Here is an 18414-nt window from a genome sequence, read left to right as displayed (position 1 = left end):
AAGAATAATGAAAATGACGCAGATAAAATCACGACAAAACGGATTTTCACTTGCAGAGCTTTTAGTCGCTATGGCAGTCGGGTTAATTGTTTTTAGTGGTGTAATTGGTTTGTTGATCGCTTCTGATGAGACAGTATCTGACACAGTGCAACGTGGTGAAATGCAGGAGAATGGCCGTTTAGCTATGTCTTTGTTATCTAAAGATGTAATGATGGCTGGCTACTGGGGGAATTTTACCGGTATGGACATACATGAAGCTGCAGGTGCGGACATTAGGGCCATACGTTTGAACCAAGTTAATGGTAACAAGGTTGCAGTGCAAGGCTCGGATTGCCTAGGGGAAGGCGAAAATAATGGTTCGTTTTTTGTTGAAAATAGTGACTTTTTCTTTCGCTATATTTGGGGAACGCACAGTACTTTTAACGAGATTTTTAACGCTTGTATTACCGATGCCATTATTGGCACAGACGTACTACAAATAAAACGAGTGTTGGGTAGCACCAGTGTCGCAGGCACAGAAAAAGATACCCGTTATTATTTAATATCAACGGATAATCAAGGCGTTATTTACGCAGGCTCCGATGCGACTCCTGATATTGACAGTGCAGCCATTAACGAATACATCCATCATATCTATTACATTGCAGAAGAAACACGTGGTGGTTTGTTAGTTCCAGTGCTCAAACGCAAATATTTATACAAAACTGCCAACAGTACTGGTAACCAAGGGCAACTGAAAACTTACAACTTAGTTGAAGGGGTTGAAAGGTTAGGCTTTCTATACGGGATAGATACGGACGAAGATGGTACGGTCAACTATTATGCAAAAGCAGAGCAGTTAACCCGAGAGGATTGGGAACAAGAGCGCGCGACTATATTATCCGTGCGTATGCATGTGTTAGTGCGAGCGTTAGAGCAAGACCTGTCGGTGAATAATACCAATATTTATGATCTTGGAAGTTACACTTATCAGGTAAATGACAATTATCGCCGCACTTTGTTTACAACCACAATTCGTATTGTTAATGCAGGGAAAGAAGTATGGCGCAATTAACTTATGTTAAATCATATCGTAAACAGCAAGGTGCAGCTTTGGCTGTAGCACTTGTGTTGATGTTGGTATTGACCACACTGTCGGTTACTTTGATGTACAACACTTCATTAGATACCAAAATGACTCATGCGACTGTAGTGAAAAAGTCGTCATTGAATGCTTCGTTGGGGGGCAGTGAAGAGTTTATCCAAAAAGCACATACGCAAGACGCGTTATTTTCTGGTACCAATCCATTGACAGGCAATAGTGATGTGTCGAGTGTCAACTTAACCGGGACTGATTTAACCGGCGAAGCAGAAGCGCTAACCGATTTTCCTACAAATTGTCCTCATTTTAGTCGCTCGGAAGCAAGTGATTCATATATTCGCTGTACACGATTCGAAATTAAAGTACTACATGAGTTTGGGCAAAATAACCAAGGTAATACTGAAGTTGTTACCGCTGTCGCAAGTCAAATACCCGGGGAGAGTTAAGGATGAATATTTCACGTTGTGCCGCGTATTTAGTCGCTAGTATTGCTGTATTTAGCAGCTTTAGCTGTAATGCTGAAGATATCGAATTATACGTACGTAATATCGCTGATAGGGTAGGAACAGCCCCGCAAGTGATGATTATTTTTGATAACTCCGGCAGTATGCGAAATAGTGAGAGTGTGCGTTCTAATTATGACCCAACAGCAACTTACGCTGGCCACTACACGAACGGCGCAAACGACCGAGCAGTCTTTTTTACTGTTGGAGCAGCAGGTGTCGCAGAGTTACCCGATCCGATTGACGACACTCGCCGTTTCAACGAGGCTATCAATGCATGTAATCAGTCGTTAATTCCATTATATGGTCTATGGAGAAACATACATAATGGAACTGAAATCAACGGATATGAGTTAGAGCAACAAGGGTTAAATTACGCGGATTACACATTAATTGATGGTGGTCAGGGTTATTATGTTGACCGAGTCGCTGAATATTATTCTTCTGGGCAAAATAAAAATACTTGGCGCAGCTTGCGTGAAAATAATGGGATGAATGCAACAGATGTGATGGATTGTTTGAAAGATATTTTGGAAATTGATCAAAATAACCCCGGTGAGTTTGGTGCACAGAATGGCAATGGCACACCTATTTCTGCTGGTTTGCCTGTCAATGGTATGGTGACAGGTAATGGTAACAACAAAGTAGTTCATACTCATTATTTTGTATCTGATCCCAACAACATTGAAAATGATTCAACTTATCAAAGTGCCAAAGCGACTTTTGCTGATGTGAATGTTGTGACCCTATATACAGGCAACTATTTAAACTGGAAAACGGCTACTGACGAAGAGGTTGGTACAACTAATAGAAGCCGTTTAGACATTGCCAAAGAAGCTATTACCTCAGTTGTTAATGCGACCTCAACTGTAGATTTTGGTTTAACCTTATTCAACATTAACTATCCATACGAAGGTAATAACGACGGTGGCCGAGTTGTGTCGAAAATTACCACTCGCAGCAGTGCAGAAACCCAAGCTTTGTTAGATACAGTGAACAATATTCGAGCACAGACAAACACTCCGCTTTGTGAAACTATGTATGAGGTTTACCGATATTTTGCGAGCCTATCTGTTAGGTATGGCAACGAAAATGGCAGTTATCGACCATATTGGCTTGATCATTCAGATGTATACATTGAGCCTGGAAAAGATACTTCAGCTGAGAGTGGAGGCTATTATATTTCTCCTTATGGTAACAATTGCCGTAACGAAGCATATGTTGTTTTAATTACAGATGGATACCCAACAGTCGACACCGATGCCAACTCGACTGTTGCTAGTTTACCAGGGGCGATCACGACTTCTAAGGTAGATGGGAACTATTTGCCTGTCCTAACAGAGTGGATGTATAACCATGATGTGAATACAAGTTTGGATGGTGTGCAGAATGTGGTTAGTTACACTATCGGGTTTGGTAGTGATGCTGTCAGTGCAGAACCCATTTTACAAGCTGCAGCGCAAAAAGGTGGTGGTGATTATTACGCTGCGACAGATCCAGACGAACTCGCTTCTGCATTACAGCGCGCTTTAATCAGTATTTTAGAGCAAAGTGCATCTTTTACCTCGCCGTCGGTTGCTTCGAACAACTTTGACCGCACCCGTAGTTTAGATAATGTCTATTATTCAATGTTTTTCCCCGAAGATGGCCCACGTTGGCCTGGTAACTTGAAAAAACTGGTGGTGACGGACAATGTCATTGTTGATTCCAACGGATTACCAGCTATTGACTCGAATGGCAATATTGCAAATACCGCTTTTACTTTTTGGGGCGCCACCAGTGATTGTGAAAGTGGTAGTGTTTGTGCTGATGGCAATGATGTTAACCGAGGAGGAGTTGCGGAGTATTTAGCGAGTAAATCCCCGGCAGATAGAACTATTTATTCAAATATTGGGCCGGGTGGTGCATTACAATATTTTACTGCAGCAAATGCCTCAAGTGGGGTAGGCAATTTAGCCAACGTGCTCGCGGTTAATAATGGAGAAGAAGCGGAGTTAATCAATTGGGCTCGTGGGCAAGATGTGCATGACGAAAACAATAATGGTGATAGCGCAGAAATGCGCGTCGATGTATTTGGTGACCCTCTGCACTCTAAACCTTTAGTGATTAACTACGGTGGCAGCGCCGAAAACCAAGATTTAAGAGTTGTGGTTGGCACAAATGCTGGTTTCTTGCATATGTTTGATGACAATGATTCCAACTTAACCGAGTCTTGGTCATTTATACCAACCAGTTTGTACTCTAATTTAGACCCATTGCGTGACAACACCACGAATGGTGCCAAAGTATATGGGATGGACGGTTCACCAGTCGCTTATGTTAAAGATTCCGATGGGACTATTAATGCGGCTGATGGTGACAAAGTGTGGTTATTTGCTGGAATGCGTCGTGGTGGTAATCAGTATTTTGCATTTGATGTTACTTCACCAGACTCACCATCACTAAAATGGACTATTACAGGAGGTAGTAACGACTTCCCAACGTTAGGGCAAACTTGGTCACAGCCTATAGTTGGTTTTATAAAGTCATCCTTGATTGATGTTGCTACGCCAGTGATCATTTTTGGTGCTGGTTATGTCAATGACTCAGACTCGACGGGGGCTTCCAATGAGGGACGAGGTATATATATCGTCAATGCAAACACTGGAGCACGTATTTGGAGTTTTACCCCTGATGCGAATTTATCTAATAATACTCAAGTCAACATTCAAGACGCAATTCCAGCTAAAGTTGCAGCGCTAGATTCAGATTTTGATGGATATATAGATCGCATTTATGCGGGCGACTTAGGTGGTAATATTTGGCGGATGGATTTATTTGGCAGTGATGCGACGAAATGGACAGCATATCAACTAGCGGATTTATCTGGCATAGATGCGGCTGACAAACGTAAATTCTTCAATGAACCCACTATAGTACGCACTTTTATCAATGTTAAAAAACGCGTAAGTATCCAAGGGAACGAAGAATCAACAGTAGTTGTTTCGAAAGAAGTGCCGTATGAAGGTATAGTGATAGGCAGTGGAGACAGAGCGCATCCAAATTCCTCAACAGTTAATGATAAACTCTATGTCATTCAAGATAGAAATATAATTACTGATTCGTTTACCACAGCGCCATCTTGGTCTGGTATTACTGAAGATGATTTATTCGATATGTCGGGCGATCCCATTCAACAGGCAATTGCTAACAATAGTTTAGAGTCAATGTTGGTCGATGGTTTATCGACCAAAAAAGGCTGGTATATAGATTTACCCAGAACGGGTGAAAAGTCTTTGTCTGCGGCGCGAGTCATAGGTGGTGTAGCTTATTTTACCTCATACACTCCGCCAGATTCTGGCGTCTTAGCCAATAGTTGTACCATTAAAGCAGGTACTGGGCGTTTATATGCAATGGACTTAAGTTATGGCACTCAAATATACGACTGGGGTACGGAAATGGTTGTAGGTAACCGTATTCCAGATACACCAGTAACCTTTGCCGGTGAAAATGATTCAGGCAAAAGTTTATTGTCTTTCATCGGTGTTGGCCAAGGTGAAAACAATACAGGCGTGATTGAAGCAAAAGGCTCTACTGGTGAGCCTGGCCAGTCTTGCGCTGACTCAAATAGTTGTGATGTCGACTTTGGCTTAAAAACTTATAAACTTCATACAAAAGTAGAAGAGAAATGATGATTATCAAGTGTAAAAATTCGGGCATGACTCTTATTGAGCTTATGATATCTATTGCTATTGTCGGTATTTTAGCGGCAGTCGCCTATCCAGCTTATGTAGACTACTATGCTCAAAGTTATCGTAGTGACGTTATGCGTGAACTTGTTAAAGCGGTAAATCGACAAGAGGCATATTATTCCGACCAAATGACGTATACAACAAATATGACCAATTTGGGTTATGCAGCTGACCCTTATGTGGTGGAAAATTCCATGTATACAATAGACGTGGTGGAAACAGAGAATATGGATTTAACCCAAGAATTTGAGTTAAAAGCGACCGCAGTTACCACTCAAAAAAATAATGATCCATCCTGTGCCAGTTTAACAATTAATCATTTAGGCGAAAAATCAGCGCTTGATTCAAATGGCAATGACTCAACTTCAACATGTTGGTACTGAGATTATGAAACTTAAATATTTAATGGTTGTACTGTCGTTCGTTGGTTTTAACTATGCGGTAGCTTCAACACAAGACTACAAATGTTATGTGCAGTTAACTAACCAATCATACCAAGTTGCTTTTGTTGATGGTGCTAATGCTAAAACCACCTCTCAGGCTAGTCAAATATTGCTCGATAATGGTTTTTATGCAGAAGACGGTAAACAGCTATTAAAAGTAAAAAAGGTTGTCGAATGTCAAAAAATGCAGACTTCATTTGTTGATAGCAAGGCAAATTTAGCAGACGAAAGGACTCCTAGATGACCCAGATTCAGCTTAGTTACAATTGATATGACTAGAATTCGTATTTAACTCGTCTTTACCATCATCGTCTATATCTTGTGATATCCGAGGGCGACCACCTAAGCTAATAATTAAAGCGCGTGAATAAAACTCACTATCTGGAATATTCGGACAGTATTTAAAAGTACCAGCTAGCCCTTTCAAATGACCATTTTCGCCAAACCTTAAGTAACGACCGCCGGTAAAAACGAAACTGTCAGCTGTATTGATTGCAGCGCGAATACGCAGTGCTTTATCTATGTTGTCATCGTATTGGGCATTATTGTTTTTGTCTAAAAATATTTGGTAGCCGCTGTGCCATAGGTTGGTACAATTGCCTTGATTATCCGTTGGACACAAAACCACGGGGTAATTGTATTGAATTGCATGATTACGTGATAGCAGTACATCTTGGTTGAGTTGATAGAGGTGATTATCTACCCGAGAGGTAATTAATGTTTCTTTGAGGCTAGGTATACCGAGTAACAAAACGATTGCAGCGATAGATATTGATACTAATAATTCGAGCAGAGTAAATCCACGATAGTCCGTGTGCATAATATTATCCCTAATAAACAGTCCTCATTCCGTCATTTGGGCTGCGTTTAATCCATTAGGTTAAATAGTATGCAATTGTTGAATTAGCTGCAACTAATATGATCGTTCGCGTCGTTAATTTCGTCTTTACCATCACCATCTATATCTGCAGAAGCACGCGGTCGACCACTTAAACCAATAATTACCGCGCGAGAATATAGTTGAGGGTTGTCAACGCTAGGGCAGTATCTAAAAATACCTTGCTCGTTATTGGTAAAGTTAGTGACTGGCGTTCCATCAAATTGAAATTGCAAAGAGTTGCCGTCGGAAAAAATTAAACTATCGCCAGAGCTAATGGATTCACGAACAAATAGCTTTTTATCCGTGTTGACGCTAAATATGCCATTGCCATCGTTATCGACAAAAACTGTGTACCCTAAGTGCCAGTTGTTGTCGCACTCGCTGCTTGAATTTAAATGGCATATGGTTATCGTTGTCTCGTAGTTAACCGCATAACTGCGAGCAGAAACAATATCTTTGTTAAGATTCATAACGACAGTATTGATGCGATTTTCGACAATGATTTCTAATAGGCTTGGCACACCCAAAGTTAACGCGACTCCCGCGATAGCCAAAGTAATCATTAACTCTAATAAGGTAAAGCCATATTGAATAGACTGGCGTATGGTTAAAAAGGACATCCGTACTCCTGCTTATATGCACCGATGATAATTTGTTTATTATGGCAAAGATTGGCAGAAAAGCGACTATCAATTACAGAAGTGTGAAACTGTTGGTGAAATATATAAAGGGATTTTTTAACGCGAAATGGCGTCCCATAGGGGATTCGAACCCCTGTTACCGCCGTGAAAGGGCGGTGTCCTAGGCCTCTAGACGAATGGGACGCTTAGGAACTTGCGTGATTTATAAATTGTAAATGGCGTCCCATAGGGGATTCGAACCCCTGTTACCGCCGTGAAAGGGCGGTGTCCTAGGCCTCTAGACGAATGGGACACTTAGGAACTTACAAATCAAAAATGTTGGCGTCCCATAGGGGATTCGAACCCCTGTTACCGCCGTGAAAGGGCGGTGTCCTAGGCCTCTAGACGAATGGGACGCTGAGTATTTCAGAACAACAAAAAGTTGTTAGGCCATTACATTGAAGTTAAGCAAAAACTTGGTGGAGCTAAGCGGGATCGAACCGCTGACCTCAACACTGCCAGTGTTGCGCTCTCCCAGCTGAGCTATAGCCCCTCTTGCTTAGGTAGTCCTTTGTAAGAAAGGCTTTCCCTTCAACGCGGGGCGCATTCTATGCACCCCGACCTATCATGTCAACAAAAAATTATGCATTTTCTCGATTATTTATAAACTCGAGTGCCAAGTCGATTCGATTGATTATTTTTTGTCTATCTATTAACGCTAAAGTAACATCTAACGAAGGTGAGTTACCACCACCTGTTGCTGCAACACGCAGTGGCATACCTACTTTACCCATACCAACAGATAAGTCTTCTGCTGTTTGGTTAATCGCTGCTTGAATTGATTCAGGTGACCAATCTGCTAAGTCTGCTAGTTTTTGTTTAACTAATTGTAGAGGCTCTTTAGCAACAGGGCGTAAATGTTTTTTCGCAGCATTTGCTTCAAACTCAGCAAAATCTTCAAAGAAGTAGCGAGATATTTCGACAAACTCTTTTAAGGTTTTTACTCTGTCGGCTTGAATTTTAATTACGTCAGCTAAAGCTGGGCCGTTCGACACATCTAACTTTTGTTCTTGTAAATGCCACTGTAAATGTTCAATCACTTCTTCAACCGCTGAGGTTTTAATATAGTGTTGGTTTAACCAAATCAATTTTTCAGTGTTAAAAGCAGAAGCGGCTTTATTAATAGCTTCTAATGAGAACAAATTAATCATTTCTTCTAGGCTGAAAATTTCTTGGTCACCATGAGACCAACCTAAACGCACTAGATAGTTTAATAAAGCTTGAGGTAAATAGCCTTCGTCACGGTATTGCATAACACTAACTGCACCATGGCGTTTAGATAGTTTTTTACCGTCGTCACCCAAAATCATAGAAACATGAGCATAAGTAGGCACAGGTGCACCTAAAGCTTGTAAAATATTAATTTGGCGTGGGGTGTTGTTAATATGGTCTTCACCACGAACAACATGGGTAATGCCCATATCCCAGTCGTCTACCACAACACAGAAGTTATAAGTAGGTGCGCCGTCAGAGCGCAAAATAACTAAGTCGTCTAATTCTTTATTGGCAACTTCAATTTTACCGCGAATTTTATCGTCAAATACCACAGAACCTTCAAGTGGATTTTTGAAACGAATAACATATGGTTGATCTGTTGGGTGATCAGTTCTATCACGCCACAAACCGTTGTATCTAGGTTTTTCACCCGCAGCCATTTGTTTTTCACGCATTTCGTCTAATTCCGCTGGTGTGGTGAAACATTTGTATGCTTTGCCTTCTTCCAATAATTGTTGAATTAAAGCTTTATAACGGTCAAAACGTTTAGTTTGGTAATATGGGCCTTCGTTCCACTCTAAGCCTAACCAGTTCATACCATCCATAATGGCATCAATAGCTTGTTGGGTTGAACGTTCTAAATCTGTATCTTCTATACGTAATACAAATTCGCCTTGGTTAGCTTTGGCAAATAACCAAGAATAAAGGGCGGTACGAGCACCACCAACATGCAAATAACCAGTCGGGCTAGGTGCAAAACGTGTTTTAATCGTCATTTTTGTCTTCCACAAAATTGAAGTTAGCAAATATCAAGGTGGGCATTTTAGCAATGCTAAAGGCAGTTGCCTAATCGGATTTTCGGTCGTTGAGCCTTTATTTGTTGATATTTTGCGTTTTTCGCTGAATTTTTGTTCGTTTGAAACAAAAGCGTATTTTTTTTCAGATTTAGTGTTGACAGTTTTGCGCGCATCCCTATAATGCGCACCACACACAGCGACATGGTGTTAACCATGAAGCAAAAGATGGACGCTTAGCTCAGTTGGGAGAGCATCGCCCTTACAAGGCGAGGGTCACTGGTTCAAGTCCAGTAGCGTCCACCATCCTTCTTGTGTGTTGTCTTTTTAGATGGACGCTTAGCTCAGTTGGGAGAGCATCGCCCTTACAAGGCGAGGGTCACTGGTTCAAGTCCAGTAGCGTCCACCACTTATTCAAGTTTATCCAAAATAAATCAACTGATTATCCACAAACTTTTCCACAGTTTTATTTTATACCTGTTTTATCCAGAAGTTATTCAACCCTTTTGCACCCTTTATGCACAGAGTTATTCAGAATGTGGAAAGGCTACATATAACCTTTCCAGTTAACGTGTTTGTTTTGATCTTTGGAAAGCACAACAACTTCGGTTTTGGATGCAATATCGTGCAGTGCACGTTTACCGCTCCAAGGTAAAATAACCCAAAGATTACTTAAACCACCAAGTGAACAAGCCAAACGAATTAAACATTGTGCATGGCTAAGCTGTTTGCCATTTAAACTGCGTAGCTGCAGACGCCAAGTTTTCATTCCTGCGGTTTGACCGCCACGGCGCCAAAACCAAACGTAAAAACCAACAAAACAAACAGCCAAATAAATTTGATAAATAAGGTTGTTACGTGCGTATTCAGAAATATCACCCTCAACGCCAAGAACAATTATCCCAGCGGACTCAAAACCACTTAAAACAGCTAAACCAAGCGAAGATGCTAATAACATAATGGCAATGATAATGAGCCCGTCGTAAACCCAAGCGCCGATACGGCGAATAAGTCCGGCACGTTGTACTTGTGATTGGGCGTTTGCGGGAGTTTGTTCTGACATAATTTATTTATCGGCTAAGAAATTGCGTGAGCATTGTACCTATTAAGCTTGTTTGATGGCTAGTTACTGCTGATAAATTTGTTGTTTTGTTTGTGTTTGCTTGATATTTAAGCATTTAAATCACTAATTATAAAAAAGTACTTGCTTGCAAATGTTGGCTTTGTATAATGCGCGTCACTCTTTAAGAGTTCTCACCTATGCCTGGGTGGCGAAATTGGTAGACGCAGCGGATTCAAAATCCGCCGGGGTTAAACCCGTGACGGTTCGAGTCCGTCCCTAGGCACCATGTATTCTCTTTCTATTTTAAAACTCATTCAACAAAACTTACGTTATATTTTTCTCAGCTTCATAGACTTCGGCTATTCATATTATTTTCGTGTGTTACACAATATAATTTTAATGTCATATCAGCTTGTATATCTAGTCTATACTATTTGGATTTTAGAGGATAAATATGCGCAAACTTTTTGTGATTATTAGTTGGTTGTTCGCTGTTCTGCCGTTTAATTCGTACGCTGCAAGTTCTGAGGTTGTACCCAGTTTGATCAATCATTGGTTGGGGTATACCGCTATAATGGTATTTGTTTGTGCCTATCTTTTTGTCATTCTTGAAGAAAAACTGCACCTTAGAAAATCTAAACCTGTGATGTTATCTGCTGGCATTATTTGGATTTTGATCGCGATTGTTTATGGCAATCAAGGATTTTCACATGAAGTTGAATCAGCTATCCGGCATAACTTTTTAGAATATGCTGAGTTATTCTTCTTCTTATTAGTTGCAATGACCTACATTAATGCCATGTTAGAACGTGGTGTGTTTGAAGATTTACGCAATAGGCTGGTTGCAGCAGGGTTAAGTTACAAAGCTCTATTTTGGCTAACAGGTTGGTTAGCGTTTTGCATTTCACCTGTGGCGGATAATTTAACCACAGCATTAATTATGTGTGCCGTTGTATTAGCTGTCGGTAAAGATAGACCCAAATTTGTTGGTTTAGCTTGCATAAATATAGTAGTTGCTGCTAACGCTGGTGGGGTGTTTAGCCCGTTTGGTGATATCACTACACTAATGGTTTGGCAAAAGGGCATAGTCGAATTCTCAGAGTTTTTTGCATTATTTGCGCCTGCTGTGGTGAATTTTGTTGTTCCTGCGGCAATTATGCAATTTGCCTTACCTGCGGGCACACCAAAAGGCGCTAAACTTAGAGCAGATGTACTTAAACCAGGTGGTTTAACCATAGTCGCTTTGTTTTTATTAACTATTGTTACAGCTGTTAGTTTTCACAGCTTTTTACATATTCCTCCTGTTTTTGGCATGATGTTAGGATTGGGATATTTGAAGTTGTATGCTTATTGTTTAAGCCAAAAATGTAAAAAATGGGAAATACACACAGATAATCCGCCAGCAGGCAACGCCAATCCCTATCAGTTTGACGTATTTAAGAAAATAGCTGGTTCAGAGTGGGATACCTTATTCTTCTTTTATGGGGTCATTTTGTCGGTTGGTGGTTTAGGTTTTATTGGCTATTTGGCGTCTATATCCAATTTTATGTACGGTGAATTAGGCGCGACACAAGCGAACATTTTAGTTGGTGTTTTATCGGCGCTCGTTGACAACATACCAGTGATGTTTGCTGTGTTAACTATGAATCCGGAAATGTCACACATGCAATGGTTACTCGTCACATTAACAACAGGAGTTGGCGGCAGTATGTTATCTATTGGTTCTGCTGCTGGTGTCGCATTAATGGGACAAGCTCGTGGTTATTATACTTTTTTGGGCCACTTAAAGTGGACACCTGTAATTGCATTAGGATACGGTTTAAGCATATGGGTACATTTATTACTACATAGTTATACTTAACTTCATTGTGTGCTCCGTCATAGCATTTACTTGACTATACTGTTTATGACTAAGATAAAAAGGTGGTGTTGCAGCGTATGTTTGAAATAAATCATGCTATTTTGGAAGATGTAAAAAGTAGTTTCATTATACCGCCTCACCCATCTATTTTATTTGAGTTAGAGCGAGAGTTGAATAAACCTGAGCCCGACGTTGGCTAATTAGCGAATACAATCGCGCAAGATATTGGTATTGCGGCGTCGGTATTAAAAATAATTAATAGCCCGGCATTTGGTTTAGCGCGTAGCGTAACTGATATTAAACAAGCGGTAATGTTTATTGGTGCAGATGGCGTTTTGGCGTTAATTCGTGGGTTAAAACTAAAAGAAGCATTTGAGCAAAAATCTTGCTGCATTAGCTTAGAACGCTTTTGGGATACAAGTGCAGAAGTTGCTAATATTGCTTTGTATATTGGGCAGAGGTACAAAGAGCAGATTCCGGTAGAAAACCTACATACTTTGGGTTTATTTGCTGGGGGCGGTATTCCTGCTATGGCGGTCAAATATGATAATTACGTCAAAGTGCTCGCTGCAGCCAATAAAAATTATGATGTTTGTTTAACTCAGTTAGAAGAAAAAGTTTATCAAACCAACCATGTTGTCGTGGGTTATTATTTAGCGACTGCTTGGCATTTGCCCCAGAACATTTGCAATTTAATTTTGCGTCAACATGAATTGAATTTCTTAGCTGCTGGTAATTTTTACGAAGATAAATTGTCATACGCCATCTTAAAAATTGCCGAGAATATTCAGCACACTGAAAAGCGTTATGTTGCAGCTTACGACTGGGTTTATGTGAAAGAGGCTGTGCTAGAAACCTTAAGTTTGTCGGATGATGATTATCAAGAATTAAAAGAAGATATTAGACAAGACCTATATTTATAGACTTGTCTACTATTGACTTGCCTGCCATTGTTTAACTATCTAGCTTAAATCTTTTTACCAATTCATTTAAATCGTATGCAAGCTTAGCTTGTACATTTGACCCTTGCGTGATCTCGTTAGAGTGTTTAACTACGTCATGGCTTTGGCCGTCTATTTCATTGATATGCACTGTAATATCGTTGACAACAGCTACTTGCTCTTCAGCTGCTGTGGCTATTTGTTCTGTCATTTCTGATATTTTGTTAAAGGCTGCATTTATCTTATGTAAAAATTCATCTACTTGTTTAGCACTAGAGGTCACTGTTGACGCTTTTTCTTGACACTGTTTAATCACATCAAATGATTTTTGTGTACCAGTTTGTAGCTGGAAGATAATGCTTTCAATTTCTGAAGTTGATTCTTGGGTACGCATCGCTAATGTTCTGACTTCGTCAGCAACAACTGAAAAGCCTCGGCCGTGCTCGCCGGCTCGAGCGGCTTCAATTGCCGCGTTGAGTGCTAGTAAATTCGTTTGTTCAGAGACATTTTTAATAATATCTACCATTTTGGCTATATCATGGCTTTTTTCATTTAGCGCAGATATTTCCACATTTAAAGTCGCCACTTCATCAATTAAAGCGTAAATAGCCTTATATGACTGGCTCATGGTTTTCTGGCCACTTAAACCAAGTTGATAAGCGTTCTGAGCTTCGTTAGCGGTAATGACTATGTCTTGTGCGACTTGCTGTACTGCGGTCGACATTTCTTCAATTGCTGCTGCAATTTGATTGGTAGATAACTGTTGATTTTGAATGACTTTATGGCTATCTGTTACTGACACTTTAGATTGATTCGCCGATACAGACAGTTCACTCGCTGCTGTTCTAATTTTTCCCAAAGCATCGGCAAAAGTGCCAAGCATTGAATTGATTGAACCTGCGATATGGCCTAGTTCATCGTTTGACAAAACTTTCGTACGTACAAACAGGGTTTGGTTATCTCTGACTTGGCTCATTGTCTGGTCTATATCGTTTACTTGTGCACCTACAATTCGGGTGATCGACCAGGTCAACCAACTCACAAAACCAACAATTACAATACTCCAAATTATTTTTAAGTAGAGTTGATTTTGCGCTTGGTTAAGCGAGCTATGGCTCTGCTGTAAAAGAGTGTCAGCAATTAAATCGTCAATTTTTTTCAATTCATTGATACGAACTGTCGCTTGTCCAAACCAAGTTGCAGCATCTAACCTTTGCAGCATTTCCACTTCGGCTGTCATTGCTTGTTTGCGCATGCTTGCAACTTGTTTGAATGCGTCATTTCGCTGAGCCAACTGAAGAGCTTGTAACAGGCGTGATGGTGCTAATGCAGAAAACTGGCTAAAAAATGCGTCTTGCTCAGCGACTAAACTGATAAATTTTTGGTAATTGCCATTGGCAAATTGTTGGTTGGCAAAGGTATTCGCTAATACTGCACGCTCTATGCCTGCTCGCTCTTTGGCTTGCAAAAAGCTGTAATAAGCAGAGGATATTTGTGTGATGCTGGCGTTATCACTGAATTGAGCCTGCAACGCTGCCGTTGACAATAACAGCGTATTAATGCCTGTGTAGTAGCTTAAAGCGCTGCTTAATGGAATTGATAGCTCATCTACTTCTTGACGTTTTCGAGTTAATTGAGTCAGTTCTCGAGTGGTTTGAGCTAGTACATCATTAGCAGCTGAACTGAATTGATTTTTATCATCAATGTGTTGATTAAAAGTGTTAATTGCCTGATCTGTCAATTTTCTTTGTTGTAGTAACTCGTGGGAAAATTGCTCACCTTTTGCGCCAAAATATGACGCACTTAAACCTCGCTCTTTTTGTAATTCATGCACTAGTTTCGAATTGATATTCGTTAACTCGGTCGTTGTAATTAGTCGTTTGGCATTAGTCATTGTGTCGATGTCAGTTTGAATACTGCTGGCATCCAAGTACAAAAACGCGACAACAGGAATGAAGACTAAGGTCAAAAGTTTTTGTTTAAAGGTTAAGTTTTTAAACATGATGCATATCCTTTGCTAAAGGCTGACGGAACTTTGCGCTGTGTTAATTAAATATTAGTCAGAGAAATGTTTTTTGGTGGGTTATATGTATAGTTATTTAGACTAATTATATGCGACGAAGTTATATGGAAATGTACTTAAACTAATTCAACTATTTTTGTTGGCTAAACTTTGCTTATAGCTGTTTTATCTACCAAGCTGAATATATATGCGGTGATTGGAGTTGTGCAATTGGCAGTGAATCATAAAATTTTTGATCTTGTGATTATCGGCGGAGGCATTAATGGTGTTGGGATTGCGTATGACGCGGCACTGCGAGGGTTGAGCGTTTTATTATGTGAAAGCGGCGATCTTGCTGGCGCAACTTCGTCTGCCAGTAGCAAACTAATTCACGGAGGTTTGCGCTATTTAGAGCAATATGAGTTTTTGTTGGTCCGAAAGGCGTTAAAGGAGCGAGAGGTGTTAAAAACAATCGCTCCACACATTGTTTGGCCAATGCGTTTTTGTTTACCGCAGCAGAAATATTTGCGCAGCCCTTGGTTAATTCGCTTAGGTTTATATCTTTATGATCACTTAGCCAAGAGTAGTTTCGAAAAATCTAAATCAGTTGTTTTTGCGAATGCTTCACCTTTGCAGGACTGTTTTGCTACTGGCTTTGAATATAGCGATGCTTGGGTGGATGATGCCCGGTTAGTGATTATAAATGCAATGGCTGCACGCGCGTGTGGGGCAACTATCTTAACACGCACCCCTTGTATAAGCGGCAAACCAATTCGACTAGCTAACACTTCAAATACTTGTTGGGAATTGAGCTTGCAGCAGCCAGGTGGAACTTCAAAGGTAATTGGTAAAACTGTGATCAATGCGACCGGGCCATGGGTGAACCAAGTATTGGACAATGTATTTACTGCTAGTTCACCATATAGAGTTAGATATATTAAAGGTAGTCATATTGTGGTGCCGCGCATCCATACGCAGGACAAAGCGTATATTTTACAAAACTCAGATAGACGAATTGTTTTTGTATTACCTTTTCAAGATAACTTTAGTTTGATTGGTACAACCGATGTTGAACAAACACAGCTTGACGATATTAAAATTTCTACCGACGAAATTCGTTACCTGTTGGATGTTGTTAATGATCACTTTAAACAACAATTATCATCAGTCGACATAGTGCACAGTTATAGTGGTGTTCGGCCCTTGTTTGAAATGAACAAGGTGGGGTCAAATAGCCGGGCACAAGATATCAGCCGAGATTATCTGATATATACTAATTCAGCAGTTAATACACCTCCTTTGTTGACTATATATGGAGGTAAGGTCACAACTTATCGCAAATTGGCGCAGCAGGCGGTTGATTGTTTAATCAGCCAATTTGAAAATTTACCACCAAGCCAAACAGATAAAAAGCCTTTGCCCGGTGGGGATATATCTTCGCGACAACAATTATGTGGACATCTGTCGACGACTTACCCGTTTTTGCCGACTGACATTGTCACTCGCTATAGCCGCAGTTATGGCTCGCTGGCTTGTAATTTTTTGCAAAATGCACAAGGTTTGAGTGATTTAGGCGAGGATTTTGGTCACGGATTATTGCAAAAAGAAGTCGATTATTTACTGCAACACGAATGGGCCTGTACAGCTGATGATATTTTGTGGCGCCGAACTAAGTTGGGTTTATATTTTACCCAAGAGCAACAAGATAATTTGCAAACTTATATCAGCAATCAGAAAACACTAGGGTAGCTTGCACCGCTTGTTGCCATTTTTGATAAAGTTTGTTTGCTTCTACTCTGGTAACCTTTGGCGTAAAGTGCGCTGAACTTTGATACAGAGCGCTAATTTGCGCAAAGTCACTATGGATATTTTGCTGCAACATCGCCATAAACGCCGCCCCAACCGCGCTGGTTTCGGTATTTGTTGGTTTGACTAAACTCACTTGTAGTATTTCAGCCAAAAACTGCATCGCCCAATGGTTGTTGGCCATACCACCATCGACTTTTATTGAGTCTAGCTGAATGCCATCTTGCTGCATGGCTTCTACTAAATCTCTGGTTTGATAAGCAATTGATTGCAAACTAGCGGCAATTAAATTTGCATTGGTAGAATCACGGGTTAAACCAAATATTGCACCGCGCGCATTTGCTTGCCAATAGGGTGCACCTAATCCAGTAAATGAAGGCACAATAAATACGCCATGATCATATGCTATCGATTGGGCTATTTTTTCGGTTTCTTTGGCAGATGAAATACATTTAATACCATCTCTTAACCACTGCACAGCGGCACCAGCAATAAATGAGCTGCCTTCTAAAGCATAAGCCGTGTGACCATTGAGTTGATAAGCTATGGTTGATAACAGCTTGCCGCTAGATAGGATAGGTTTGCTGCCGGTGTTTAGCATTAAGAAACAACCCGTACCATAGGTACTTTTGGCTTCACCTGATTCAAAACAATTTTGACCAACTAACGCTGCTTGTTGATCTCCGAGGACACCATTAATTGGTATTGGGTAATCAAATAAGTTGCAGATGCCAAAATCATCCGCGCTTTGTTTGACCTCTGGCAATATCGAAGCAGGGATGTCGAACAAACTCAATAACTCTTGATCCCAGTTTAAGCTGTGAATGTTGAATAGCGAAGTGCGGCTGGCATTGGTAACATCTGTGCAATGGTTTTGCCCTTGAGTTAATTGCCAGATTAAATAACTATCTATAGTGCCAAACGCAAGCTTTCCTTGGTCTGCTAATTGTTTTGCTTGTGGAACATGGCTTAATAGCCAATTGATTTTACTTGCTGAAAAATAGGGATCGAGCAATAAACCTGTTTTGTGTTGTATTTGTGCTTCATAACCTTGGCATTTGAGTTCATCGCAGTAACTGGCGGTTCGTCTATCTTGCCAAACAATTGCATTGTAGACAGGCTCTCCAGTTGTTTTATCCCAAACAACAGTAGTTTCTCGTTGATTACATATAGATATAGCAGAAACTTCAACTGTTGCTTGGGCCAAAGCCTTTTGGCAGCAAGTTAGGGTTGTTTGCCATATATCGGTTGGTACATGTTCTACCCAGCCATTTTGTGGGTAAATCTGTTGGAACTCTTGTTGGGTTGAACTAATGACTTGACCGGAACTGTTTACAACCAAAGCTCGAGAGCTGGTGGTTCCTTGATCTAGCGCCAGTATATATTTTTCCATTAAGTGATCCTTGAACGTCGA

The 18414-nt window shown here is 40.5% G+C and carries 14 protein-coding genes and 7 tRNA genes; 11 read left to right on the top strand and 10 right to left on the bottom strand.

All coding sequences use genetic code 11. The annotated features are described in order from the left end of the window. The first annotated feature begins 7 nt into the window (after positions 1–7). From WSC_RS0112640 to WSC_RS0112620, 5 genes are read left to right on the top strand one after another with little or no spacing between them, the layout of a single operon-like run. Complete coding sequence (locus WSC_RS0112640; protein WP_016956300.1) at positions 8–1054, top strand: PilW family protein; 1047 nt, start codon at positions 8–10, stop codon at positions 1052–1054. Beyond that, positions 1042–1527, top strand: coding sequence for a PilX N-terminal domain-containing pilus assembly protein (locus tag WSC_RS0112635; protein WP_016956299.1), 486 nt, complete (start codon positions 1042–1044; stop codon positions 1525–1527). Before WSC_RS0112640 ends, WSC_RS0112635 begins: the two co-directional genes overlap by 13 nt. A 2-nt stretch (positions 1528–1529) precedes the next feature. Then, complete coding sequence (locus tag WSC_RS0112630) at positions 1530–5255, top strand: pilus assembly protein (RefSeq protein ID WP_016956298.1); 3726 nt, start codon at positions 1530–1532, stop codon at positions 5253–5255. Beyond that, positions 5252–5698 carry a type IV pilin protein gene (locus tag WSC_RS0112625; RefSeq protein ID WP_026016828.1) on the top strand — a complete coding sequence of 149 codons (447 nt, stop codon included), beginning with the start codon at positions 5252–5254 and terminating at the stop codon, positions 5696–5698. Before WSC_RS0112630 ends, WSC_RS0112625 begins: the two co-directional genes overlap by 4 nt. A gap of 4 nt (positions 5699–5702) precedes the next feature. Further along, entirely contained in the window at positions 5703–6002 is a 300-nt protein-coding gene (locus WSC_RS0112620) for a TapY2 family type IVa secretion system protein (protein WP_157447281.1), read from the top strand. A gap of 12 nt (positions 6003–6014) precedes the next feature. Here the strand turns inward: WSC_RS0112620 and WSC_RS0112615 are convergent, their stop codons facing one another. The 7 genes from WSC_RS0112615 to gltX form a co-directional block, all read right to left on the bottom strand. Next, positions 6015–6578, bottom strand: coding sequence for a GspH/FimT family pseudopilin (locus WSC_RS0112615; RefSeq protein ID WP_016956295.1), 564 nt, complete (start codon positions 6576–6578; stop codon positions 6015–6017). Between the two features lie 83 nt (positions 6579–6661). Beyond that, positions 6662–7258: a GspH/FimT family pseudopilin gene (locus WSC_RS0112610; protein ID WP_016956294.1), complete on the bottom strand. Its 597-nt coding sequence runs from the start codon at positions 7256–7258 to the stop codon at positions 6662–6664. A 128-nt stretch (positions 7259–7386) separates the two neighbouring features. Continuing rightward, positions 7387–7462 (bottom strand) — tRNA-Glu (locus WSC_RS0112605). Between the two features lie 33 nt (positions 7463–7495). Beyond that, a tRNA-Glu gene (locus WSC_RS0112600) sits at positions 7496–7571 on the bottom strand. A gap of 27 nt (positions 7572–7598) precedes the next feature. Beyond that, positions 7599–7674: transfer RNA gene (locus tag WSC_RS0112595), tRNA-Glu, on the bottom strand. A gap of 61 nt (positions 7675–7735) precedes the next feature. Then, positions 7736–7811 (bottom strand) — tRNA-Ala (locus WSC_RS0112590). 88 nt (positions 7812–7899) lie between these two features. Continuing rightward, positions 7900–9309, bottom strand: a complete 1410-nt coding sequence (gltX, locus tag WSC_RS0112585; protein ID WP_016956293.1) for a glutamate--tRNA ligase — start codon at positions 9307–9309, stop codon at positions 7900–7902. 248 nt (positions 9310–9557) lie between these two features. Between gltX and WSC_RS0112575 the strand changes: the two genes are divergently transcribed. Both WSC_RS0112575 and WSC_RS0112570 read left to right on the top strand, forming a co-directional pair. Next, positions 9558–9633, top strand: a tRNA-Val gene (locus WSC_RS0112575). A 27-nt stretch (positions 9634–9660) separates the two neighbouring features. Next, positions 9661–9736 (top strand) — tRNA-Val (locus tag WSC_RS0112570). Positions 9737–9874: 138 nt separating this feature from the next. Here WSC_RS0112570 and WSC_RS0112565 read toward each other — a convergent pair. Then, a complete protein-coding gene (locus WSC_RS0112565; protein ID WP_016956291.1) occupies positions 9875–10390 on the bottom strand; it encodes an RDD family protein in 516 nt (171 codons plus the stop codon). A 199-nt stretch (positions 10391–10589) separates the two neighbouring features. Between WSC_RS0112565 and WSC_RS0112560 the strand changes: the two genes are divergently transcribed. The 3 genes from WSC_RS0112560 (at position 10590) to WSC_RS22700 (ending at position 13174) form a co-directional block, all read left to right on the top strand. After that, positions 10590–10676: transfer RNA gene (locus WSC_RS0112560), tRNA-Leu, on the top strand. A gap of 168 nt (positions 10677–10844) precedes the next feature. Continuing rightward, positions 10845–12251 (top strand): sodium:proton antiporter NhaD, encoded by a 1407-nt coding sequence (gene nhaD / locus WSC_RS0112555; RefSeq protein ID WP_016956290.1) that lies wholly within the window; start codon positions 10845–10847, stop codon positions 12249–12251. A gap of 212 nt (positions 12252–12463) precedes the next feature. Then, the gene (locus tag WSC_RS22700; protein ID WP_272942546.1) at positions 12464–13174 is read left to right on the top strand and encodes an HDOD domain-containing protein; all 711 of its coding nucleotides are present in this window, start codon (positions 12464–12466) and stop codon (positions 13172–13174) included. A gap of 31 nt (positions 13175–13205) precedes the next feature. Here WSC_RS22700 and WSC_RS0112545 read toward each other — a convergent pair whose 3' ends face one another. Then, positions 13206–15194, bottom strand: coding sequence for a methyl-accepting chemotaxis protein (locus WSC_RS0112545; RefSeq protein WP_016956287.1), 1989 nt, complete (start codon positions 15192–15194; stop codon positions 13206–13208). A gap of 231 nt (positions 15195–15425) precedes the next feature. Between WSC_RS0112545 and glpD the strand changes: the two genes are divergently transcribed. Then, a complete protein-coding gene (glpD, locus tag WSC_RS0112540) occupies positions 15426–16943 on the top strand; it encodes a glycerol-3-phosphate dehydrogenase (protein WP_026016827.1) in 1518 nt (505 codons plus the stop codon). On the opposite strand, the gene glpK is transcribed toward glpD, so the two are convergent. Next, positions 16918–18393 (bottom strand): glycerol kinase GlpK, encoded by a 1476-nt coding sequence (gene glpK, locus WSC_RS0112535; protein ID WP_016956285.1) that lies wholly within the window; start codon positions 18391–18393, stop codon positions 16918–16920. The genes glpD and glpK overlap by 26 nt on opposite strands. Positions 18394–18414 lie beyond the last annotated feature (21 nt).

Origin of the sequence: Catenovulum agarivorans YM01, assembly GCF_000281085.1 — a bacterium.
GTDB classification, from domain to species: Bacteria; Pseudomonadota; Gammaproteobacteria; order Enterobacterales; family Alteromonadaceae; genus Catenovulum; species Catenovulum agarivorans.
The sequence above is the reverse complement of the archived record's forward strand: the minus strand, read 5'-3'. Positions and strand labels throughout refer to the sequence as shown.

What these genes read in the sequence shown, in the direction of transcription:
- WSC_RS0112640 (WP_016956300.1), top strand. Translation starts at nt 8, where the DNA reads ATGAAAATGACGCAGATAAAATCACGACAAAACGGATTTTCACTTGCA.
- WSC_RS0112635 (WP_016956299.1), top strand. Translation starts at nt 1,042, where the DNA reads ATGGCGCAATTAACTTATGTTAAATCATATCGTAAACAGCAAGGTGCA.
- WSC_RS0112630 (WP_016956298.1), top strand. Translation starts at nt 1,530, where the DNA reads ATGAATATTTCACGTTGTGCCGCGTATTTAGTCGCTAGTATTGCTGTA.
- WSC_RS0112625 (WP_026016828.1), top strand. Translation starts at nt 5,252, where the DNA reads ATGATGATTATCAAGTGTAAAAATTCGGGCATGACTCTTATTGAGCTT.
- WSC_RS0112620 (WP_157447281.1), top strand. Translation starts at nt 5,703, where the DNA reads ATGAAACTTAAATATTTAATGGTTGTACTGTCGTTCGTTGGTTTTAAC.
- WSC_RS0112615 (WP_016956295.1), bottom strand. Translation starts at nt 6,578, where the DNA reads ATGCACACGGACTATCGTGGATTTACTCTGCTCGAATTATTAGTATCA.
- WSC_RS0112610 (WP_016956294.1), bottom strand. Translation starts at nt 7,258, where the DNA reads ATGTCCTTTTTAACCATACGCCAGTCTATTCAATATGGCTTTACCTTA.
- gltX (WP_016956293.1), bottom strand. Translation starts at nt 9,309, where the DNA reads ATGACGATTAAAACACGTTTTGCACCTAGCCCGACTGGTTATTTGCAT.
- WSC_RS0112565 (WP_016956291.1), bottom strand. Translation starts at nt 10,390, where the DNA reads ATGTCAGAACAAACTCCCGCAAACGCCCAATCACAAGTACAACGTGCC.
- nhaD (WP_016956290.1), top strand. Translation starts at nt 10,845, where the DNA reads ATGCGCAAACTTTTTGTGATTATTAGTTGGTTGTTCGCTGTTCTGCCG.
- WSC_RS0112545 (WP_016956287.1), bottom strand. Translation starts at nt 15,194, where the DNA reads ATGTTTAAAAACTTAACCTTTAAACAAAAACTTTTGACCTTAGTCTTC.
- glpK (WP_016956285.1), bottom strand. Translation starts at nt 18,393, where the DNA reads ATGGAAAAATATATACTGGCGCTAGATCAAGGAACCACCAGCTCTCGA.